Raw genomic sequence first — 22,443 nt, forward strand, 5'->3', positions numbered from 1 at the left:
ATTGCATGAAAGCAGGTCTTAAGCCCTTACTACAAGCGAATAAATCTGGAAAAATAAATGACGATTAGCTTATGATTGCTAGATTATGAAATAGATAATGTCTTATGAAACATTTGCTCACTTTAAGAACTGCTTACTAACTATAGAAAGACTGTCTTTTTTTTTACAATATTTCTGCTAATAATCTTATTTTAGCAGCTTTTTAGTCTCAAATTATTTTTAAAATTACAATCAAAATTAACTATATTTAGTAAGCAATTAAATGAGTTTTATGAATAAAATTATAGCCTAAATTAGTGGCAAAAAGGTAAAGCTTACGCTTTATTTACTGAGGGTAAAAGTTATTATTCCTAGTAAATGTGGTACAAGCAGTGATTACACATTCAAGCGAAACCTTTCTAAAAGACGCTGTTGTTGAAAGATATAACATCTCTAAGTTGAATAAAACTCGCATCCGTTTCAAGATTCAGTTAAAGAAGACAACCAAGAGTAATGCTCCAAAATGGACAGATGTTCTCAAATATTCTCAAGATGAACAAGAATCTGACTTAGTGAAGGTTACAACCTCAGAAGTTGGTTTAAAGGGCATCAAAGTTTTCAAAGCTTTAGACGAAGCAGCAAACCAATTAAGGCAAGAAATTGCTTCAGTCCAAGAATGGATGAATTATGACAATGGTGATTGGATTTGTTCTATAGACTTAGCGCCCTTGGTCTGGAATCAACTAATCGGAATTCGAGATAATATTGCACCTGTTTTACGCACTCAACTGAAAGAAGAGTATGAAAAGGGGTACACAGACTATCAAGAACGTATTGACAAATTTCTCTCACTCAATGCTTGGCAGTTATCTGTAGAACAACAACAAGAAGTTAAGCAGAACTTAGCCAAAGCTTTTCCCTGTTTAGAGGAACTAGAGGACTATTTACAAGTAGTAATTGGTCGTCCTGTCATTATTCCCGCCATCAGTGAACAACTGTCAGAGAAACAAGCTGAATGCTTAGGGCAAATAACTCGGTTTATCGAACAGTATGACAGAAATTTAGAACAAACACTGAGGGAATCAGCAATCGCAGGAGGAGAACAACTAGCAGCCCAGTTGCTTGAAGATTTGAGCAATTGGGAACCAGGACGTAAGCCAGTCAACTTCAAGAAGAAGATGGAACGCCATTTCAAAAAAGTCCAAATGCTTTTGGCTAACGCCAGTTTTGAAGCAGGTAGCAGCCTTGGACAAATGATGGCTCATCTAGAAAATGTTCTCGAAAACGCTTCTGTGGATGCTAAAAAGCTGGATTCACAAGGGCGTTCTCAGTTACAGGAAAAAATGGACGAAATTTGTTCCAAGCTTCTGGATGAACAACGCCATCTCCAACGATTAACAAGTGATGAAGGTATGGGCTTAACCAAAGCTACAGCGATGTCTCTCAAACTTCGCTAGAAAAAACAATCAAGAACGTGTCTGTATCGTCCTTGATCGAAAACGAGGTGTGGGGGAGCCACTGCGGTGGACGGGTTCCCGGCATAAAGGAGCCAGCGCTGTGGGCGGGTTTCCCGACTTGAGGCGACTGGCGTCAAGTGGCGTTGTAGAGGAAGAAGGAAGACAATACGCCCACACTTCCCAAGCTTGCTACGGAACTAAGAGGAGAAGTGATAGGTAGGAACTTTTTGCTTCCTTGTCTATCACTACTGTTCCCATTAATTTACCAGTCCACAGTATTTAGAGGTAGGAAATGTCGCACTTTTCAACTGTCACTACAAAACTAACTAACCGTGAATGTTTAGTACAAGCTTTACAAGATTTGCAGCTTACCGTCCAAGTTTATGAAAAACCACAATCGCTGAGAGGTTATTACGACGACTCCCAAGGACAAAGTGCTGAGATTGTTGTCCCTGGTCATAGTTTAAGTGTCCGTGCAGATATCGGGTTCAAGTGGGATCGGGAGGCAGGAGTGTATCAATTGATCCATGATGCCTATGAAACTGTACCCCGACTAGGAGAAAACTTCTTTTCTCACATCCTAATACAAGCCTACGGACAGAAGATGGTTTGCGCTAAAGCAGCCCAGTTACAAGAACATCTGGGAGAATGCACCATCACAGAACAAACCAATGGTCAGGTACATACTTTGCGTCTCGCATTTTCAGCACATCAGCAAACTCAACAAGTACGGAGGTAACTTATGGAACGAGCAATATTGATACATTTTGACACTGTTACAGGCGAAGTGAAAATAGAAGCCGAGGGATTTGAGGGATTGTCGTGCCTAGAAGCAACTCAACCCTTTGAGGAAGCTTTGGGTGTGGTAAAGGGCGATCGCATTTACAAACCAGAATCTCAGCAAAAGCTTCGTAGTACGATTACTCATCAACAACAGTTGTACCAATAAATGATGACAAGGGAGAGTGGGGAGATAAGGGAGATAGGCGAAAGACTTCTTTAATAATTCCTCCTTGTCTTCGTGTCATTCCACCACTAAACATTCGATGGGGGACGAGGAAAATCCCCCTGCACAATTTTTCTATGAGCGAACTACCTGAAGATTATCCGATGCTCCATATTTACCCCTCAAAAGGAGCGCGGGAACCAGTAATTATCAAAGGAAATGCGGAGGGACTGTGCGCTTTAGTCAATGCCCTAATTTCCGCCATTGCTCATCCAAATTCTTCTGGAGTTGCTGAAGTGTTTAACGGCGATGCCGAAGTTTACGAAGTAGTCGTGCATCTTGTTACCACTCACGAAAAACTTTCTCCCGTACCCGATCAAAATTAGCAACAATGAAACTATCAAACCTGATAACCACCATTGATTCTCAAATACCCATCGTGGCAATAGATGTTCTGTCCCCCGAAGAAGCCACTATCATTCAGTGGTTAACTACTGAAGTGATGGACAAACTTAACAGTCCTGTGTACTTCTGGAATTTGGGAGTTTCCGGCTTGGAGCAATGTCTGATTGCTGACGACGGTGGACTGGTGTTCAAATCAGTCGAGACGTATAAAAAGCCGCCTCACATAGACCCTTTAATATATGTGTTCGAGTACATCAACAATTTCGGCGGTAATGGGGTTTTCATCCTGGGAGATGTTCACCCTTTTGTGGGTAAAAACTCCCTGCAATTGAGTTGGGAAATCCTCACCAGAGTAAAAAACTTGTACCATCGCCTCAAACCGACTGAAAAGCGAATTGTGTTTTTAGGTCAAAACATTCAACTGCACGAATCCCTGCTGAGGCTAATTCCTTGCTGTGAAGTTCCTTTGCCCAGCATTGAGCAAATTCAAGACCACTTAGAATCATATTTGCTGTACTTGCAAGAATCTGCCAGTGAGCAAGAGGTAACTTTTACCGTATCTCTCACCATTGAAGATAAAGAAACCTTGGCAAGAGCAGCATTAGGGCTAACCTTGGAGGAAATTAGCGACTTTCTGCGGCTGACTGTTAAGGAGCGATTAACTTCTAAAGGTATAGTAATTGATACTACGGTCATCCCTTTGGTTGTCGAATACAAAACCCGCCTACTGTCTCAGATGGGTATTGAATTGGGTAAATTGGCGACCATACCCTTTGGTGGTTTGGATTTATTGCGGGATTGGTTGCAACGCCGCAGCCGATTATTTTCCCAGGAAGCGCGATCGCTAAATCTACCCCAGCCTAAAGGGGTGCTACTAGCAGGGCCACCAGGGACGGGTAAATCGATAGTAGCAAAGAACATTGCAACCATACTCAACCTTCCACTGCTGCAATTAGACATTGCCTCGATGCTTGGTAGCCTGGTGGGAGAATCTGAGGGCAATGTCCGCCGCGCACTCAAGACTGCTGAAGCGATCGCACCCTGTATCTTGTGGATTGATGAGGTCGAGAAAGCACTTTCAGCTAATGGCGATACCTCTGGAGTCTCACAAAGGATTCTGGGAAATATCCTCACTTTCATGTCTGAGTGTACGGCGGGGGTGTTTGTGGTGGCAACCTGTAATGACCCAACAGCGCTGCCTATTGAGTTCAAGAGAAAAGGGCGGTTTGACGAGAATTTCTTCGTTGACCTGCCTACTGAGTTGGAACGCTGCCAGATTCTCAAGATTCATTTGGAACGCTTTGGTATAGAAGTTCCACAGGAATATTTAGAGGCGATCGCTGCTAGCACCGACAAGTTTAGTGGTGCTGAGTTGGAAACCCTGGCATCAGAAGCAGCATTACTGGCTTTCGATGAGGGAAGACCTCAGCAGGTCACACTGGCTGATTTAGAAAATTGTCAGCAAAACATCACCCCTTTAGCTGTTCAAGATGCTGCTGCTGTTGAGCGGATGCAGTCTTGGTCAAAGATTGCGCGACCAGCTTCCAGTCCTGTGCAGGTGTCTAAGAAAGGTCTTCGTACTTCGAGGTTCCGCACTAATTAGGTATTCCCAAATTAGTAATGATTTGAAGCTTTTGTCAAATGAATATCTCAACAACAGATGTTCATTTGACATGGCAATACTTTACTCTAAATTATGTCAAAAATATGGAAGTTTACTTAATATTTGTAAATGCGGCTCAGAACAGTAACAAATTCTGGAGTGCAAAAGTTGAGCAAGGTAATCTAACTGTTGAGTGGGGTAGGGTCGGCTACAAATCTCAGCAAAAAGTTTACTCTTTCGGTAATTATCAACAAGCAGTTTCTAAATTCCACAATCTCGTGGCTGAGAAGAAAATGAAAGGCTACCGAGAAAGCCAACCTCAAATTGATAGTACTTCTGATTCTCTAGAAATCAAAAGAGCTATCCAATTACTGGAGATTTTGCGCCCTTATGTAGCACAAAGACAATTTGCCAATAGAAATTATCTAGAGACATTAAACAAATATTTGAAAATCGTTCCTACACCTTTAGGAATGAAAATAGACCCGTCTCGAATATACCGCGATGTGGCAGATATTGAGCATCAACTATCACTACTGAACTCTTTGCTGGAAACTGATTCTATGCTGGGTGATAACACTACAGAAGAATCTGCTAATAACAGCAAAGTTATCAGTTTAAAAAGCATTGGAAAGAACTTTTGGAGGCATTTGTAGAAATAATTCAGGAGCGGAGCCAGATACTCCGAAAGCTGTGATCAGAATAAAGGCTTACCTGAGAGCCGTTAAATGGGATATACAGCAAAATTCAGAAGTAAAACAGGCTTTATATCTGGCTTTGAGACTTAGCTTGTGTACAACACTTTCCTTGAAATCCGCTGTATCAGTAAAACTCTGTATGTCTCATAGAGTAAAAGCATCTGATTCAAAACTTCACATCCTTTATTTTCTGCTATCGCAGTCACCTTTCTAACAATGACGCAACCAGAAATAAATTATCATGACTCAAACAGCATCGAAACAAAGGGTAAAGCCTGCCAATCAGACAAAACAAACAAGTGTAGCTACTCCTAAAGCCGAAAATGAAGTATCAGCAAATATCCCAGAAATATCTACAGGTAAAAAGAAAAAATCTACATCTCCTGATGCTGATACTTCAACTGAGCCTATCTCAAATAAGCGTACTAATAAACGTTCTGCCAAATCAGAGTTAAACTCTCAACCACTTATAGAATCAGGAATGGAGGTAATCTGCTCACAAACTAAATTTCACGATGCACTCTCTTTAGTTAGTTGTGCTACCCCAGCTAAACCTACCCATCCTATTCTTGCTAATGCTCTAATCATTGCAGATATCGAAACACAACAGATACATTTAACGGTTACTGATTTAGCATTAACAATTCAGGCAAGTTTTGAAGCTCAAGTTTTGCTCAAGGGTGAAATTACTGTGCCAGTAGAAATGCTATTTGAGATAGTTAAGCATTGCCCTAATGGTAATATTAACCTCAGTAGTCAGACTCAGATTATACAGCTTAATGATGAGGAGAAGCAAACGAAAATCTGCTCTCTGGGTTTATCTGATGCTGATGGAAAATATGAAGTTAGAGGCATTAGTGCTGAGGAATTTCCACCTAGTTCTACAATTGATGCTACTCCCATTCCTCTGCCAACAACAGTTTTCAAAGATGGTTTGAAAGGTGTAATTTATGCTGTCAGCACTGATGAAAATAAATATATCTTGACCGGAGTTCATATCCAACTTACACAGGAGAAGTTAAAGTTTATTGGTACTGATGGGCATCGAGTCGCAACCACTGAACTTTCAACTCAAGGAATTGGTAGAAAACCCCGTAAACAAGTAGAATCTAAAGAGATACAATTTACTATTCCTGGTCGAGTCCTCAAGGAACTAGCGCGTAACTTGGATGATTCTGTCGAATTTATTAATCTGTTGTATGATGCCCAAAGTAATCGCTTGGGTTTTGCTTGGCAAGATATTATCCTCAGATGTCAATGTTTGGAAGGAACTTACCCTGACTGCGAACAGCTATTGGCAAGATTTAGCTTTGACCGAGAAGTAATCCTAGAAAAAGCATTCTTAGTCAAAGCACTGGAACGGTTAGCTGTGTTAACAGATAAAAAAGAGAAAGGTATTTACTTACAGTTTGATGGAGCTTTGCAGCAGTTACGATTATCAATTGAACGGGAGTTTGGCAAAGGCGATCAGGTTATTGCTGCTCATCTACCATCAGAAATGTCATTGAATATTCAGTTTAACCTCAAGTATTTAGTAGAAGCAGCCAAGGCAATTCCTAGTTCCGCTATCAAAATGCACTTGCAACAATCAGATCATCCTGCCATGTTGGTTCCTTATGGAGATAGACCAAATCCAGAACTGCAAATGGAAATGCGTCAATTCTTACTGCCACTTTACACTCTAAATGCTTAATAAATGTTAATCGCAATCTTGAAGTTTTGTAGGGTGTTTTGGATACGAGTGGTGTTTATTTTAGACGGGGATTTGAGGAACTCTGGACAAAACTGACAATATGAACGAAAATCCTCGATTTTGACAAATAGAAACTGTGCATTTTGGCGGTAGATATCCGACTATTTGCCGCCAAAATACCAAAGTTATCCAGTTTTATCAAGAAAAAAGGAAGCAAAGCAGGGTGCAAGAAGGAAAGATAGAAAAGTATGTTTTAGAATCTAATTGTTACCTAATATAGTAAACACTTTACAATCAGAGTATTACTCAATAGTTCCACCATGCCAGCAAAAGACATATATCATAATGAAGTCAAGAACGCATTGATAAAAGACGGTTGGACTATCACAGATGATCCTTATTTTATCAAATATGAGGATGCTGAACTCTACGCCGACCTAGCAGCAGAAAAACCAATCGCCGCAGAACGCCAGGGACAGAAGATTGTTGTAGAAATCAAGAGCTTTGTGGGCAAATCACTGATGTATGATTTTCATAATGCGCTGGGACAATACATAGTCTATCGGAAACTCATTCAACTTACAGAGCCAGAATATAAGCTTTATTTAGCTGTTGATGATGTTGTCTATGAGAACTTTTTTCAACGTAAATCTGTACAAGCAGTCATCAATGAAAATCACCTACTGTTAATAGTTGTAAATACAGAGAAGGAGGAAATTCGGCAATGGATAAGCTAGAGCAATACCGCAATGCTATCAAGAAAATATTGAGTGAGTATTACGAAACTACTAATACTCAAGTTATAAAAGATGCGGGAGTTGAAGTAAGCGATCGCTTGGCTTTTGATGAAACAAGGGATCAATATCTTTGGTTTCGATTTGGCTGGGATGACAAAAAGCAGATACAGTATATTATCATCTATCTCTGCATTAAAAACGGCAAAGTTTGGGTGGAAGAAGATGCAACTAATTTATGCGTTGTTGATGATTTGCTATCAGCCGGAATACCCCAAGCCGATATTGTTTTGGGTTTCCATCATCCCAGTAAACGAGGTTTAACAGAATTTGCTACTGCTTAAGGAGGCAAGGAAAAAAGATAAATTTAGCGTTTTATGAGCCAAGGATATGAATTCTAAAATGGCTATAAATCGGTTGTAAATCCCATAAACTTATCCACCTGTTTCAACGTTTAAATAATTAGGTGTACTCAACTTCTGGTATCGGTAAATCTTACTGGGGACTGGGGACTAGGAAAAGTTTTTTTCTCTACGAGACGCTACGCGAACAAAACAAGGTTTAGGTCTGAATCCCCTTCCAAGTTTTCCCAGTTCCCAGTCCCTAATCCCCAGTCCCTTTTTCAAAATTACACCCCCTTAACAGGGGTAAGGGCGAAAACTTAAGGTTAATGAATCCTATGTCTACAATCGCCCTACATCAAAAATATCGACCCCAGACAATAGCCGAATTAGTTGGACAGCCCTACATCAAAACTGCTCTGACTAATGCTGTCAAATACCTGCAAATTGCACCAGCTTATTTGTTTACAGGTTCTAGAGGCACAGGTAAAACTTCAACTGCTCGGATATTTGCTAAATCCCTCAATTGCCTCAACACTAAAAAACCAACTGACCAACCTTGTGGTATTTGTCAATCCTGCCGTTCAATTGAAACCAGTAATAGCCTAGATGTCAGTGAAATTGATGCTGCTTCTAATAATGGTGTAGATGATGCCCGTGCTTTAATTGAGCGCAGTACCTTAGCACCTGTTGCAGGACGTTACCGAATTTTTATTCTCGATGAGTGTCATTGTCTAACTGGCAACGCCTTCAATGCTTTACTTAAGTGTATTGAAGAACCGCCATCTCATGTTGTTTTCATTCTCTGCACAACAGAACTGCACAAGGTGTTACCTACCATTGTCAGCCGTTGTCAGGTGTTTAATTTCCGCACTTTGTCTGTTCAGGCAATTGTGCAGCACCTCGGTATTGTAGCAGATGCAGAATCTATCTCTATTGATGAGGAAGCACTGACAGCGATCGCCCGACTCAGCGATGGTGGATTGCGGGATGCACTGCAATTACTGGGTCAGGTGAGTCTTTTAGATGAAGATATCACTGCCAATCATGTCATGGAAATTGCTGGTGGTGTTACAGAAACAGAATTAATCTCAATTTTACAGGCAATATCCACGAACAACACCTTTAACTTGCTGCAAGTAGCAAGACTTCTAGTAGATTCTGGTAAAACACCCAAATTGATTCTCTCTAATTTACTGCAAACATACCGAGATTTACTGATTATCAAATCTGCACCCAAAGAGCAATCCCTGCTGACTGGTTGTGTTAGCTATGCTCAACTCAAGGTTTTAGCAAATCACTGGAATTTCGAGACGCTTAACTTGTCTCTAGCAGAGTTACAAAAAGCAGAAAACTATCTTCGGTACACAGTAAATGCTGCTGTGTGGCTAGAAGTTTGCTTACTGAACCTGATACCCAGTTTATTGCCTGTCTGTGCAACCAAGACGTTAACTGCTAAACCTGTGCATGACGGCAAGTTGCTACCGACAGTTGGAGTATACACCACAAACAAGGTGACAGCTAAACCTGTAGATGACAAAGGGTATGATGACAAATTCTTACCAACAGTTGCAGCCCAGACTACTAACCTGGCTCAAATTTGGCAGCAGGTGATGGATATAGCTAAACCCAGCAATCAAAAGCTGTTGGCTCATGCTCATCTTGTTAAATTGCAAGGTGACAAGGCAATTTTAGAGGTTACACCAGCTTACTTGAATAAGTTTGAGAGTAGTAAAGAAGCGATCGCTAAAATGCTGCAACGAGCTACCCAAAGTCAACAACCAATGACTGTGTTAATTAAAACTGCCAACAAGAGCAGTAATGGGAGGGTAAAAGCATGATTGTCTTGCTGACAGGCGACGACCAACACGCTATTCAGGAACAGCTAAACCAATACAAAGCAGAGATTGATTCCCAATGGCTCACACTTTGCTATCACCGATTTCCAGCTGATCGCCTTGACCGAGCTATTAGCGTAGCTCGCACTTGTTCCCTGACAGGTAGTAAAAAACTGGTAATTATCGAAAATTGCCACCTCAAGCAGTGGGGTGATACTGAGTTAGAAACTTTGCAGCAGCTTGTTCAAGTGCCTGAATTCACAATTTTGGTGTTTGTCGCCACCACTGTAGATAAGCGGCTGAAGATTTACAAACATATTGTCAAGTATGCCAAGTTGTTTGAGTTTCTATTGATACCACCTTGGCGTGCTGATTTAATTGAGAAGGCGATCAGTACTCAGGCTAAAAAAATCAAGCTGGTATTGTCAAAGGATGCAGTGGAATATCTAGCAGAAGCAATTGGTAACGACATGACCCGTGCAGCCACAGAGTTACGCAAACTGTATATTTATGGTAATGGCAGACAACTTGAACTTGCAGAAGTAAAAGAGTTAGTGCCATGTCAGACTCAGAATAGCCTACAACTGGCATCTGCTATTCGCCAAGGAGAAAGTAATCAAGTTTTGCACCTGTTGGATGATTTACTGTCACGCTCGGAACCATTAATGGTGATTGTTGCTACTCTCCTAACACAGTTTAGAACTTGGCTGTGGGTTAAATCTGCGATCGCTTCTGGGGTTAAGAAAGATAGTGAATTAGCTCAACTGTGCAGTATCAGCAATCCTAATCGCATTTACTATTTGCGTCAGGAGGTAGCAAATACAAGCATCAATGCTTTAGCTAAGGCAGTAACTATGATGCTGGATTTGGAGATGTCTATTAAGAAGGGTACTGAAAGTAAGGATTTACTGCTAATAATTCTTAGTGTTAGCAGGTTATTTAAGTTAACTTAATCAACATAAAGTTGACTGAGAGTTTTGGATTTTGGATTGTATATTTGATTCCGGTCTAAAATCCAAAATCAGTTATTTAAGTAAGTCAAAGTCAATATTTCACGTTGGTAAAAGGCAGGAGGCAAAGGAAATAAGGCATATGGTAAGTACCATAATAGTCAGCCAGGTTTCTGTGAACGCTTGATGTGAACCACCACTTTTACTTACACCAGATGGAGGAAGTATTAAACGATCTGTTTACCACTTTATTTTGCTTGATAACTTATCGAACTTGTATCAATGTCAATAATAACCTTACCGCCCCCATTTTTTTCTACTTGTCGCCAAACTTTATACCCATCAACAATTGCCTTCTCCCAATCACCTAGCGAACACTCTCGAACTTCTAAATGCAAGGTCATATTTTTTATAGTTTTCAATAGTTGGTCATCTATCGTTACAACGCCTTCCAAAAACCCATGATCCTTGGCATAGCTGAATACAAGTGCTGATATACCTTCATCAATAGCTATTGCCCGACCACCATCTTCAACCTCGTCAATACGAGGATTACTTTTACGCTTGCGTTTAAGGTTACTGCGAATGACTGGCGACCATCCCAAAACAGCAGCATAAGACAAATGAAAAATATCATGAAAGCGATAGCCATCACTAAAGTAGGAGTTATCGGTAAGGTAATTTCCAATCTGTTGACCATTAATAAATGCTCTCACTTTCACTGAGTTATCTTCGCTCACTTCAGTAAGATATAGCTCAAACTGTCGCGGTAAACTTTCGTGTTCGGAAAAGTTACTATCAAATATGTAGGCTGTAGTTTGACTATCTATTTGTACTGAATCTCTTCTTCCCCAACGGTCACGACACTTATTCAGATTAATTTGTGCAATTTCTGCCAAATCTAGATCAAATTTACTGGCTACGTTAGCAACGTACCAAAGTAAATCCCCTAACTCTTCTGCAACACAATCTTTAAAAAGTTTATGTGCATCTTTATCCCGGAGATGCTTTTTATATTCAGCGAGGAGTGAACCTGCTTCACCAACCAAACCCAGCAGAGGTATGATTATTCCATCTCCACTTTTAGTAGGAACTTGATCAGTTTTCAGGGCTTGTTGTTGATACTTACGAAAATCCATTATCCACTCCTTATCTTGAGATTATATTTGGTGTTGCTGATTATGGGCATGAAAAAATAGAGTCTGAAAGCAGGCTCACTTGGCCATGCTAAAGTTGCTGAAGCAAAGCCTTCTGTAGAGTTATCGGAGTTGATTAGAAACTTTTGCAAGGAGGGCAAATAATTTTACATTTTTTAAATTTGCACCCCTCGTTTAGTAATACCTTCTATTTAGATTTGGAAGCAGCTTGAATTTTTATATCCTCTTCAATAGCTTGGTTAATTTTCCATTTTGGTGGATACCAATAACTAATTGGTTGTACGTTAACTGAGTACTTTTGCTTTATACGTGTTCTTCCTGATATTCCCGATATTTCAGGGTGTTTCATCCGAGAATACTTATCTACCTCACAAAATAGATTTTGGCAGTCGATTAATTGCAGTCTCCGTCCCCAAAGGGAATGATAATTTAGTCCTAATCGCTCAAACTCAGATTCTTGGATATCTGCCATGAATTTAATAATTTCTGGTTCGTTTAAACCACCCAGATCAAGAAAACATTTGCGGATACCATCAAGCGCACCAGGACCAGGAATTACAAACTCCATCTCGCTATAGCTAGTAATCTCGCTGTAGTTAACATCAGTTATAAACTGGTATGCCAAAAAATCGCCAATAGTTGGATAATTATGTAATAAATCGAAACCCTGGTGCATATTCCGTGAATCTGCTAGCTTCTGTGGCAGATCATCAGTCATCATCTTTTCAATCAACTTGAGATTATTGCGGTGCTTTGTAGTATATCCAAATGTTTTGCCACCCGATGGCATGATATATGCCGCAGAATAGATAGTCTGACCGGACTGCATGGTTTCTGTGAGGATTTTATCGTAGCGTTCAAAGCAATAGTCAGCATAAGTAATATGTCCAATATTTTTTTCTAGAAGTTGCCAAGTTTCAATTTTGTTGAAAATTTTGAAGAGGATAATTCTAAAGAATACCTCATTGATTGAAGATGGTAGATCGTCCCGATAGATGACATTTCGTATCAAGTACTGGCTCGTGCGGTCGCTTGCGCGGTAGGCATTGGTAAATTTGTATGTGGAAAGAATTGGATCATCAGTCCAAGGCACTTGTGCATTTTCTAGCTTCTTATAAAATATCTTTTGTCGTTCGGCAGCGAATTGCCAATAAGTATTGAATACAACTGTAGGCTTGGCGGGTAGAATATGTGAAATGATAACTGGCGATGAGATAGGTTTTTCTGCACTATCGCCAATTCCAAGACTTAACTGTTTGTTTTGATTGGCGTTTTCGCTAGACTGTTTCTGACGTTTTGTTCCCATTTTGTCTCTCTAAAGAAACATTTCTGTTTCCTTAAATCCGTAAAGTACTCTCACCCGTAAATATCTTTTATTAAGCTTGTCTGGAAAAAAGCTATGTTTGATCTATTGTATGTTCGCAAGTTGTTTGTTGCATAATATTCCGAGCCGCCTCTATAACTGGAGTTAAAGTTGGCGATCTTGTTCCAATTCTTTCTAATTTTGCTACACCTACGAAGCAGTTCATCCGGTCAAATGTCAGTCCCATTTCGTAAGCCATGAAATTGCCTAATCTGCATAGTCCCAAGTAGTTGCCGTATGCTTTATCAAAAAGTTGTTGGGTTGCGTAGAAAGCATTTAAAACAAGGGTTTTATCTTGATTATTTGGTACAAAGCTAAGATGTTGTAAACAAGGAAAGCCTAGTTGCCTACAATTAGGAATATGGTCTCGCCCTGGATCAAAGATAGAAGCTTGGAACATACTTCTTCTGATTGTTGGGTGTGAATTATACTCAAAAATGATGTGTTCGAGTTGGTTGCCATTGTGGGGCCCAGAACCAAAACCAATCAGCCTTTCAAAGTAAATGCCACGTCGGTTTTTCGACGGTTCAGCAGCTTTGTATCTGGGAAGAGCATTAAGATAAATCTCAAAGAATTTCTTTCGGTCATACTTAGCCATTCGCCAGAGAGAACTAGGAAAAATCGTATTTGCAACTGTGTGAATTTTTTGTTTTTTGTTCTTTACAAGGCAATTATCAAGAGCATCTCGAACTGATTTGTCTTCATTTACAATACCGCTGCTAAAACCTGTTAAACTAACCACCAATGGCGAAATTTCTTTGCCAGGATTATCGATAATGTGTAGAAATATACGACTCCAAGCGCAAGAGAGGTTTGTTTCGTTAATGGGGAGAGGCTCACTATTACTCATCTTCCGGCTCCTCAAGATGGCGATATTTGCTTAGTCCTACAAACTGATAACGCGAAACCCGAACAAAAGCTGCCCACTCAGCGTCACGACAGTAAACGCGCACAATACCAGGACGATTAGCTCGGAAGAGACGACCCTGTGAGTGATTTTCTTGGAAAGTGATAGTGTCATTCGTTGCTTCTGCTGTGTTTGGTAGTAGAAGATGACTTCCAACTTCAGCATCAAGTGTAGGCATTGACCAATGTGCATCAGCAATTATCAACGGTTCTGCTGATGAACACCCAAGAAAATCTTGGCGGATAGACTTGGGTGTAGATTTTTGAAGTGACGCAGCTTTGATGCGATTAATCATTTTTAGGGTATAAGTCATGTGATTGATCAGAGTCTCGTACCCAACACCAAAACTACAGGCAATCGTGAAAATCTGAAGTGGCGTTACTGAAGCAATATCCCAGCCACGCGAAGCAAATGCTTTTCTCACCCCCAAAGTTGGCATAAGTAAAAAACCTGCAAAGGAGTCAACCAGAAACTCGTCAGGATGGAAAGTCTTAGATTTCTCCGAATCCTCTGTTAGTTCATCAATCGTTGAGCTATGTCCAAAAACGTGGTGTCCGAGTTCATGAGCGCAGGTAAAGTTACGCCTAGTAAGGGGTCGCAGCGCAGAAAGCCATATTTGTGGTTCATCTCCTTTGAGATATATGCCTTCCATGCTACTAATATCAACAAACTTAACTTTGACATTGAGTTTGTCGCACAAGTTATAGACACAAGCCGGGCTTTTAAGGTCTAAACCAGCTTGTTTCCGAATATCGATTGATTTAAGCATGGCCTGTTGAGCCAATTCTTGCCTCTGATTAGCCACAGATTTTTTCCTACACTTGGTATCAAGGTAACTAATATTACTAATCACAGGTTGTCTCTCCCCGTTCGCATTGAAGCAAGTAATGTTAACAGTCGGTCTAAATCTTCTGGCTTAAGCTTTTGGAGTTCTCTAGCAGCAAGCTGAAGTTTATTGTCATGGACATCGACCTTATTCGCACCTTCACCAAGTAGCCATGACACACTGACATCAAAAATTTCTGCAAGCTTTGTAATTTCTTCGGCGGAAGCATTTCTCTTGCCTGCCTCTATTTCAGAAATAGAGGGTCGATGTAGACCAAGAGTTTGAGCTACCTGAGCCTGAGACAAACCTGCCATCTTACGTGCTTCGCGAATGCGAGAAGCAATTATTGCTTTCTTGTCTTTTGCTTCAGTCATCTCCGTTTCTCCTCTTTACTGACGATTTCACAAACTACATCAGCTGATTCGTTGATGGTGAGTCGCCGCGTGCAATCCTCTGACAAAAAAATGTTTTTGTCATTAGGGATGTTCACGTTAAGTTCCGTAGCCAACATAGTGATGGCAACAGGCCAGAGGTAACTGTCAAGCCATGCTAAATCATTGATAGGACAAGTTGTTTCTGTGATTGGCTGTCCTTCATATCCGCTATCGCTCTGGATTTCTTTAAACACTTCTATGAGCTTGACCTTTACATTTTCTGGGGTCATAGTGCAGCACACTATATTACCGTTTGTAAGAAAATCTTACCAAACGTAGGATAAAATGTCAATCGGAGTTCAGGGTAATATTTAGGCATTTAGATGTTAATCATCTCAAAGTCCTTGAAACCGACCAGAGGTAAGTTATATGTAGCGCACTGTGTGCTGAATATTCTTATGCCCAGGGTGAGGCAATACGTAGCAAAGGTTATGATAAATACATATTTTTTCAGTATCACTCCCCCAATGGGGGATTTTTTAGGGCAGTGAGCGAAGACTACGACTATGACCACGCCCAACTACAATGCCCTGCTACAAAGCTTTTGGACACCACCTAGTACACCCATTACAGAAAATTCCAACTCAAATAACCATCTTAATGAACCAACAGATATTACTGAATTTATTGGTGAAGATTTACTTTGGCAACAGACTATCCCTGCCAAAGAACCTAATCTTAAAAATATCCCTCATGACCTACCAAAGCAATTAATAAAAGCACTTCAATCATTAGGAATCACCCAACTTTACTCTCACCAACTTCAAGCCTTACAAGCAATTAGACAAGGTAAAAGTTTAATCCTCACCTCTCCCACAGCCAGTGGCAAAACCCTCAGCACATACCCCGCCATTCTGGAAGGTTGTATAAATCAAGAACATCGAGCATTAGCATTTTATGGACTACGAGCATTGGCGCTAGACCAGTTCCACAAAATCTCTGAACTACTCTCTACCATACCAACACAATCCAGACCTATACTGGCAATGATCGTTGGAGATGTCAAACCAGAAAAACGAGAACAAATCCTCAAGAGTGAACCGCATATATTAGGTGTCACACCAGAATTAATCCACTTTCAACTCAAGCAAGCCTGGAAATCCGCGCATTGGGCAAACTTTTATCAGCGATTGCGCTACATATTAATTGACGAAGCTCACACCCTCTCAGGCAGCTATGGCGCAAATATGTCCTGGCTGATTCGTCGCATTAAACTAGCAGTAGATCATTACGGCGGCGACTCCAAGAAACTGCAATTTATCTTCCTGAGTGCCACTTGTGGTAATCCTAAACAACTGGCTCTGAAAATCTCCGGTTTGAAACCAACTAAACTCAACCCCAAACCCCTGATTTGGATTCGCAAAAGTGGAGCCGCTTCACCATCTAGACAAATAATTATCACTCAGCCCAGTTACAATCTAACTGGTGATACCGCTCGAATAATTCAATTTTTGCTCAATCAAGGTAAATCAGGTATCGCCTTTTGTAACTCCCGTCGCAGCGTGCGGGAACTAACAGAATTACTCAAATCAAACCAAGTAGCCGCATTCTACAGTGGCATAACTTCTGAGCGTCGGACAGAAGTAGTTGACCAACTCCAGTCTGGCACGATCAAGTGGATTATTGCCACAGAAGCATTAGAAGCTGGAATTGACCTACCAGAATTAGAATGTTGCATTTTGCGTGGCTGGCCTGGTTCTAAAATGGCATACCAGCAACGCAGTGGCCGCGCCGGACGTTCTCAGTCTGGACTGACAGTGCTGCTTCCCAATGCTCTCAATCCCATAGACTGCTATGTAGCAGAACATCCAGAAATGCTGGTATCGCCAGAAGCTGAGGAAGTATTCTTTAATGACGAATATCCCATCTTTGCTGCTAAACATTTGATGTGTGCAGCCGCAGAAACTGGTATTCCTACTAATAAAATCAAGCACTACTTTGGCACAGCCGCTTACGAGGTAGCAAAACTTCTGTTAGCCCAAGGGCATCTAAATAAAGGTCGTAATGGACTGTGGGCAAAGGGTTATCCTCATAAAGATGTTAACTTTCGGGGTGGCTTATCCCAAACTACCATCAAGCTAGTAGATGCAGAATCTGGGGAAGAACTGGAGGAAATCTCAGAAGATATTGCTCACCGGGAAGTCCATCCCCAAGCCATCTACAAACGACAAGATGCCAATGGACGAATGCTGACTTATCAGTGCATCTCCCTTGACTTGAACAGCAAGCAAGCAATTTTAAAACAGACAGCAGATAGCTCACTGTTTACAGTTGCAGTTACAGACTCAGAAACCAGCAGCCTAACAGTGCTGACAGATCCGGTGAAGTTACCATTGCTGTTTTCTCAAGTCATTGAAGTTGATGACTGTCAGGAATACTTAACCCTGGAACTTAGTTTTGGTGAGGTTAAACACATTACCAGTGGTTACAGTTTAATGACCCAAATCTACGAGCAGACTTGTTTGAACAAGCGGTGTCTTAACTACAAAGAGCCGCTACCTAAAGAACGTCGTTGTCCACTTTGTAGCAAACTCACACGTAAGGCTGTAATTGTGAAAACCCTGTCAGAAGAAAAGTTTGAGCAGCCTTTCCGTACTCAATTTTCAGCACCAATGGTCAAAGTAGCGATTAACTCAAGTGCGCGGGAATACCTCCAGCACAATGCCTTGGAAACTAGAACCAATTTAACCCGTAGTGGAGAACCGATTCCACCGGGCTATCAACAGTTGTGGGAATATTCCAGTACCTTGATTGCTATCCACAGCTTTGGGCATCAAATTATGAGAGCGTTACAGCTGGTGGCTAGAGTTGACCCAAAACAGGTGAATTTTACAGTAGTGAAGGAGTTAGGGGAAAATAATAATTACACAGGTTATTTCTATGATACCAGTGATGGTGGTAATGGTGCGGCTGAGGCTGTGTTTAAACATCTGCCAAAACTTGCTAGTGCTGCTAGAGCGATCGCACGAGATTGTAATTGCGATACTGGCTGTGCCAAGTGCCTAATTCAACATGGTTGCCCTGATGGTAACATTGCTTTATTGAAGCAAATGGGATTACTGTTGTTAGATGCGATCGCCTCCGACAAAACGTAGCCTATCGCTACACCTGATGTTTGACACAAGCATCGTCGTAAACATCGCTCAACTTCCAGATTTTATTGTCCCAGATACTCAATCACTGCCTCCAAGTCTGCAATCGCTCGATTAAATCGATTGAGCATTGCTTCTGCTACTTCTGGTTGGGCGTTGACAGTCGGTAGTTTTTCTCTTACCACACCTTTGAGCGCTTCTAGCCACAGCGACAAATTTGTATGTCGAACTGCTGTCAACAATCCCATGTTGGTGAGAACAGACAAATGAAACCCAAGTTGGTCTTGTCCACCATAACCCAAATATCCGTTGCTCAGTTCTAGTTTTTCTGGAGTAAATTCAAAATACTGGTCAGAGGTAATACCAGCAGATTCTAGTTTAGGTTCTGGTAATGGAGGTTGGGATTGAGTCATTATCAATTAGGATTGTTGTACAGCAGGTAATTTTGACATTTGCAAAACACTGTCTGACCAAATGCCAAGTTCTTGAATAATCTGGTTTTTAGCTTCTGTGTTATTCCAGGCTTGTTCCCAGTTAAACAGCCAGCGTGTGAGAAACCTTCCTAAGTTTGCTAACTCAAAAGCATTGTCAATATCTATATCTGGGGCTATCCACTCAAGAAAATACATCGTCTCTCTAATCAGGCTTTTGACCACATCCTCATGCGTAGAGTCACTGAAAAGTTGACTTATCCGTGCTAAATTAGTTGCCAATTTTTCCAATCTAACAGGGATACTATCTTGCACAAAGGTTTCTTGCTCATAAGTTAAGCCACTATTCATCCCAGAAACTCCATAATAATTGCGGCAACCTGTTCTCTAATTTTAACGTCCATAATTTCCATTGAACGATTCTGTCGGGGACGGAGATTAACCATAGACTCATAGATTATCTGTTGTGTATCAGGTCTGAAACTAGCAGCCCAAATATCGCTCTGCTTACTGCCATCTTCTAGCAACGCCTGTTCACAGTAAAAGTGCATTTCACCTCCCCCAGCCAGAATCCGATGCTCAATATCTACCGCTACCTTAATATAAAACTTTAACTCTTGTAGCATCTGCTCAATTTGCCCCGGTGTAGCACGAACTCTAATAATCTCAATCAAAAAACTTACTCCTATTAAACATACGCTTGCCCTGGCTATCTTGCCTAATTACATCAGCCTTCAACTATCAACATTAAAACCCAATTGGTGCGTAGCTTTGTAACTAAATTTTCTACTTCCTGCAACTGGACTTCCTGCAACCGGCAATACGCTGTATATCTGTATTGAAGCATAATTAATCGAAGTAATTAATTTGCAGCTTACCGCTGCATGGGAGAGATGTTATATTCTCTCCACCATGCCAGTAATTAATCTTGCCGATATTCAACAAATTACTAAAACACAGCAACAACTCCTATTACCCAGTCAAAAATATCATCCAAATCGCTCTGCCTTTGACCCTATAGTTGCAGATAACTTCTCTTTGGTGATGAAACAACTATTTTTAGGACTGACTGTAGAACCTTTATTAAATGCCTATCCTCAAATTGCTCAGTGGGTTGATCAAATACAGGAACTTGCACCGGAAATTTTTCAATCTCGGAAAAAGTTATTAGTCGATAATCCAGTTATTGCACCTCTTGCAATTAATGACGACAAGCACTTTATTCAAGTATTAACAAATATAGCATTTAAACAAGGTATTCCCAGGCTTTATGAATGGGCTATACGCCATCCACATTTAAGCTGGCAAGATCGGGTGAAGCTGTGGACTACGGCTAGACAATACTCAGTTAATCCTAGCCAAATACAACTCGTAATTTTAGCATTACATCCTGTGAAACCAGCCCAAAGATTAAATGTACGCTGGAATAAAAAGGATCAGATGCAGACTGAAAAATGGTTAATTAAACTACTGACTAAACCTCAAGATAACAAATCACAATCAAATATAGTCATTCCTGAGTTATCGTCAATGGTCAATTTAGAAGCTATTCCAGAAGTCAAGATTTAAGAGGCTAATGCCTCTGCCATTGGCAAATGCTTATTACAGATAACATCAATGGTACTCAAATCAACTTTTGAACATGGATGGCTATTATCAAAACTACTGAAATTAGATGATGAATATCAAGGTAGGTGGGAGCAATGGCGATGGACAATGGAAACTGGAGAACTACCTAAAGAAATACCACAAACTGAGTTTTTAGACTTAGGACATCCTCAAGTTTTACAGATGCTCTCAAGCTGTCTGCAATCTATTCCTAAAGGTGGATGTGGCAGTCATTCCAGATTTATTCCCTATTTCACTGACTGGTTACTTTATGCTCTAGGGCATCCCAGCATTGCTAAATTGCCTCATGAGCCAGAGGGATGTAACGGTGCGAGTAATCGTCTTATTCAAGAACTGGAACTGAAGCTTTTGATTTCTTGTCCCTTCGATTACTTCGGTCATTTGTTGGCTGCTAATCGTTACGGGCAATCGAGAGCTAAATTCTATCCTACTCCTACTTGGACAGCCAGGACAATGGCTATTGCAGCAGTTGACAGTTCTGCTGCAATAGCACCATTTCATATATATGAACCAGCACTTGGTACAGGACGATTAGCATTGGAAATGTCCAATTATGCCATCAGTTTGACAGGCTGGGAATGCGATTTACTACTAATAAAAATAGCAAGTTTAAACTTCATGCTTTATGCTCCGTACTTGGCATTGCTTATTCCTAGTTTGGGTGGAGATTTAGTTATCGGAGACACCCTGACTGGCAAGGGTATTTCTTTTATCCGACCCAATTTAAAATATGAAGCTCCCGCATCAGCACCTAAACCTAAGCTAAATAATAGTTTGCTGATTAATGGTATCAAATATGAGAATACTAAAGCAGAAAATATGTTGCAAGGAAGTTTATTTTGATAAAAATTAAAATTACTGAGTGGCAACAACTATTTCAAAATTGTGTCAGGAATCCTCCTCTGCCAATTTCCTTGCCTACTGTAGCCATTGCCAATCCTCCCTATTGCAAAATTAATCTCACTTCCGATTCAGAACTAGCCCGATTTGAGATGGCTTATAAATGGATAAAACACGGAGATGGAAGCTACATTATTACATCCAAATTGAAAATCCAAGCAGAACAAGAGTGTTTATTTGTAGAACAGTGTTTAAATCAATTGCAACCTGGTGAAATAGTCTGTATCTTGGTGTCTAATGGAATTCTATCTTCATCTAACCAAGCACACTTTCGCCGATGGCTATTAGAAGACATGGCTTTGCTAATTGCTTCCATTCAGTTACCTACAGAGAACTTTCAGGTAGAATGTGGATTGGGAATTATCACCAGCTTTTTAATTCTTCAGCGCAAAGGTGAGGATTTACCAATACCAGAAGACTACTCAATCTTTATGGCAGTTGCGGATAAAATTGGTTTTGATAGTCGAGGTCGTCGTCTGTTTCGTCCAATTACAAATGGGCAACAAACCCAAGAAATTGATAGTGATTTACCGCTAATTATGGAAGAATTTAAAAGGTTTATGACAGAAGTTTGGCAAAATCATATTGGACTAAAATAATTCAGGAGTTACAGGTGAATTACAGGAGTGCATCGGGGAGCATCTCAATAGCACTCTCCAAGTTGACACCGCTCAGTTTGGCACCACTCAGGTTGGCAGTCAGATTGGCAGGGAATAACAAGAAGCTGGCATCTTTTAACTGTGACCAAAAGATGTGGCAGTAGTTTACCGCTGTTGCCGCTACAAAGGCACGACGGCAACAAACAGCCTATGCCGCAGAACTCCACCAGCTTAAAGAAAGCACTTCAGGCAAAATTTCAAAGGCACATCACAAAGCCAGTTGATGTTGATGCACTCACTGGTATCATTGTTCAACTAGCCCAACCTCATTAGGGTGCGATCGCGCAAAAACTTATAGTGTATAATTTAATCTTTTTTACTGAAAGCCTTGTATAGCAATACTTTTGGTAGTTGCATGGCAGATGGTGGCAAGCTCGCTATTTTTGCCCTCAATTGCTCAT

25 protein-coding genes are annotated in these 22,443 nt (G+C 40.7%); 16 read left to right on the plus strand and 9 right to left on the minus strand.

The window, feature by feature from the left end; all coding sequences use genetic code 11:
- Positions 1-359: 359 nt before the first annotated feature.
- The 11 genes from VB740_RS00515 (at position 360) to holA (ending at position 10,647) form a co-directional block, all read left to right on the plus strand.
- Positions 360-1,436, plus strand: a complete 1,077-nt coding sequence (locus VB740_RS00515) for a hypothetical protein (RefSeq protein ID WP_323198154.1) — start codon at positions 360-362, stop codon at positions 1,434-1,436.
- A gap of 292 nt (positions 1,437-1,728) precedes the next feature.
- Positions 1,729-2,175 (plus strand): DUF1257 domain-containing protein, encoded by a 447-nt coding sequence (locus tag VB740_RS00520; RefSeq protein ID WP_323198155.1) that lies wholly within the window; start codon positions 1,729-1,731, stop codon positions 2,173-2,175.
- A gap of 3 nt (positions 2,176-2,178) precedes the next feature.
- Entirely contained in the window at positions 2,179-2,385 is a 207-nt protein-coding gene (locus VB740_RS00525) for a DUF2997 domain-containing protein (protein ID WP_323198156.1), read from the plus strand.
- A gap of 134 nt (positions 2,386-2,519) precedes the next feature.
- Positions 2,520-2,768 (plus strand): hypothetical protein, encoded by a 249-nt coding sequence (locus VB740_RS00530; RefSeq protein WP_323198157.1) that lies wholly within the window; start codon positions 2,520-2,522, stop codon positions 2,766-2,768.
- Positions 2,769-2,773: 5 nt separating this feature from the next.
- Entirely contained in the window at positions 2,774-4,390 is a 1,617-nt protein-coding gene (locus tag VB740_RS00535; RefSeq protein WP_323198158.1) for an AAA family ATPase, read from the plus strand.
- Positions 4,391-4,494: 104 nt separating this feature from the next.
- Complete coding sequence (locus VB740_RS00540) at positions 4,495-5,046, plus strand: WGR domain-containing protein (RefSeq protein ID WP_323198190.1); 552 nt, start codon at positions 4,495-4,497, stop codon at positions 5,044-5,046.
- Between the two features lie 283 nt (positions 5,047-5,329).
- Positions 5,330-6,781, plus strand: coding sequence for a DNA polymerase III subunit beta (gene dnaN, locus VB740_RS00545; RefSeq protein ID WP_323198159.1), 1,452 nt, complete (start codon positions 5,330-5,332; stop codon positions 6,779-6,781).
- A gap of 320 nt (positions 6,782-7,101) precedes the next feature.
- Positions 7,102-7,518, plus strand: a complete 417-nt coding sequence (locus VB740_RS00550) for a XisH family protein (RefSeq protein ID WP_162398235.1) — start codon at positions 7,102-7,104, stop codon at positions 7,516-7,518.
- Complete coding sequence (locus tag VB740_RS00555) at positions 7,506-7,859, plus strand: XisI protein (protein ID WP_323198160.1); 354 nt, start codon at positions 7,506-7,508, stop codon at positions 7,857-7,859. The genes VB740_RS00550 and VB740_RS00555 overlap by 13 nt, the downstream gene beginning before the upstream one ends.
- Positions 7,860-8,194: 335 nt before the next feature.
- The gene (dnaX, locus tag VB740_RS00560; RefSeq protein WP_323198161.1) at positions 8,195-9,697 is read left to right on the plus strand and encodes a DNA polymerase III subunit gamma/tau; all 1,503 of its coding nucleotides are present in this window, start codon (positions 8,195-8,197) and stop codon (positions 9,695-9,697) included.
- Entirely contained in the window at positions 9,694-10,647 is a 954-nt protein-coding gene (holA, locus tag VB740_RS00565) for a DNA polymerase III subunit delta (protein WP_323198162.1), read from the plus strand. The genes dnaX and holA overlap by 4 nt, the downstream gene beginning before the upstream one ends.
- A gap of 245 nt (positions 10,648-10,892) precedes the next feature.
- Here the strand turns inward: holA and VB740_RS00570 are convergent, their stop codons facing one another.
- From VB740_RS00570 to VB740_RS00595, 6 genes are all read right to left on the minus strand, one after another.
- Positions 10,893-11,783, minus strand: coding sequence for a nucleoside triphosphate pyrophosphohydrolase family protein (locus tag VB740_RS00570; protein WP_069069434.1), 891 nt, complete (start codon positions 11,781-11,783; stop codon positions 10,893-10,895).
- A 205-nt stretch (positions 11,784-11,988) separates the two neighbouring features.
- Positions 11,989-13,107, minus strand: coding sequence for a nucleotide kinase domain-containing protein (locus tag VB740_RS00575; protein ID WP_323198163.1), 1,119 nt, complete (start codon positions 13,105-13,107; stop codon positions 11,989-11,991).
- Positions 13,108-13,198: 91 nt separating this feature from the next.
- Positions 13,199-14,014, minus strand: coding sequence for a hypothetical protein (locus VB740_RS00580; RefSeq protein ID WP_323198164.1), 816 nt, complete (start codon positions 14,012-14,014; stop codon positions 13,199-13,201).
- Positions 14,007-14,876: an ImmA/IrrE family metallo-endopeptidase gene (locus VB740_RS00585; protein ID WP_323198165.1), complete on the minus strand. Its 870-nt coding sequence runs from the start codon at positions 14,874-14,876 to the stop codon at positions 14,007-14,009. Before VB740_RS00585 ends, VB740_RS00580 begins: the two co-directional genes overlap by 8 nt.
- A gap of 44 nt (positions 14,877-14,920) precedes the next feature.
- Positions 14,921-15,271 (minus strand): helix-turn-helix domain-containing protein, encoded by a 351-nt coding sequence (locus tag VB740_RS00590; RefSeq protein WP_069069437.1) that lies wholly within the window; start codon positions 15,269-15,271, stop codon positions 14,921-14,923.
- The gene (locus tag VB740_RS00595; protein WP_323198166.1) at positions 15,268-15,573 is read right to left on the minus strand and encodes a hypothetical protein; all 306 of its coding nucleotides are present in this window, start codon (positions 15,571-15,573) and stop codon (positions 15,268-15,270) included. Before VB740_RS00595 ends, VB740_RS00590 begins: the two co-directional genes overlap by 4 nt.
- Before the next feature lie 264 nt (positions 15,574-15,837).
- Here VB740_RS00595 and VB740_RS00600 point away from each other — a divergent pair, with 264 nt between their 5' ends.
- On the plus strand, positions 15,838-18,426 hold the full coding sequence (locus VB740_RS00600) for a DEAD/DEAH box helicase (RefSeq protein ID WP_323198167.1): 2,589 nt from the start codon (positions 15,838-15,840) through the stop codon (positions 18,424-18,426).
- A gap of 62 nt (positions 18,427-18,488) precedes the next feature.
- Here the strand turns inward: VB740_RS00600 and VB740_RS00605 are convergent, their stop codons facing one another.
- From VB740_RS00605 to VB740_RS00615, 3 genes are read right to left on the minus strand one after another with little or no spacing between them, the layout of a single operon-like run.
- Complete coding sequence (locus tag VB740_RS00605) at positions 18,489-18,836, minus strand: hypothetical protein (protein ID WP_323198168.1); 348 nt, start codon at positions 18,834-18,836, stop codon at positions 18,489-18,491.
- 6 nt (positions 18,837-18,842) lie between these two features.
- The gene (locus tag VB740_RS00610; RefSeq protein ID WP_323198169.1) at positions 18,843-19,205 is read right to left on the minus strand and encodes a hypothetical protein; all 363 of its coding nucleotides are present in this window, start codon (positions 19,203-19,205) and stop codon (positions 18,843-18,845) included.
- Complete coding sequence (locus VB740_RS00615; RefSeq protein WP_084177611.1) at positions 19,202-19,528, minus strand: DUF5674 family protein; 327 nt, start codon at positions 19,526-19,528, stop codon at positions 19,202-19,204. Before VB740_RS00615 ends, VB740_RS00610 begins: the two co-directional genes overlap by 4 nt.
- A gap of 238 nt (positions 19,529-19,766) precedes the next feature.
- Here VB740_RS00615 and VB740_RS00620 point away from each other — a divergent pair, with 238 nt between their 5' ends.
- The 4 genes from VB740_RS00620 to VB740_RS00635 all read left to right on the plus strand — a co-directional run bounded on the left by VB740_RS00620 (position 19,767) and on the right by VB740_RS00635 (position 22,315).
- A complete protein-coding gene (locus VB740_RS00620) occupies positions 19,767-20,423 on the plus strand; it encodes a hypothetical protein (RefSeq protein ID WP_323198170.1) in 657 nt (218 codons plus the stop codon).
- Between the two features lie 48 nt (positions 20,424-20,471).
- Positions 20,472-21,326: a hypothetical protein gene (locus tag VB740_RS00625; RefSeq protein WP_323198171.1), complete on the plus strand. Its 855-nt coding sequence runs from the start codon at positions 20,472-20,474 to the stop codon at positions 21,324-21,326.
- A complete protein-coding gene (locus tag VB740_RS00630) occupies positions 21,323-21,982 on the plus strand; it encodes an N-6 DNA methylase (protein ID WP_323198172.1) in 660 nt (219 codons plus the stop codon). Before VB740_RS00625 ends, VB740_RS00630 begins: the two co-directional genes overlap by 4 nt.
- A 141-nt stretch (positions 21,983-22,123) precedes the next feature.
- Positions 22,124-22,315, plus strand: coding sequence for a hypothetical protein (locus VB740_RS00635; protein ID WP_323198173.1), 192 nt, complete (start codon positions 22,124-22,126; stop codon positions 22,313-22,315).
- The last annotated feature ends 128 nt before the right edge of the window (positions 22,316-22,443 follow it).

This window comes from Nostoc sp. UHCC 0251, assembly GCF_034932245.1.
Classification (GTDB): domain Bacteria; phylum Cyanobacteriota; class Cyanobacteriia; order Cyanobacteriales; family Nostocaceae; genus Nostoc.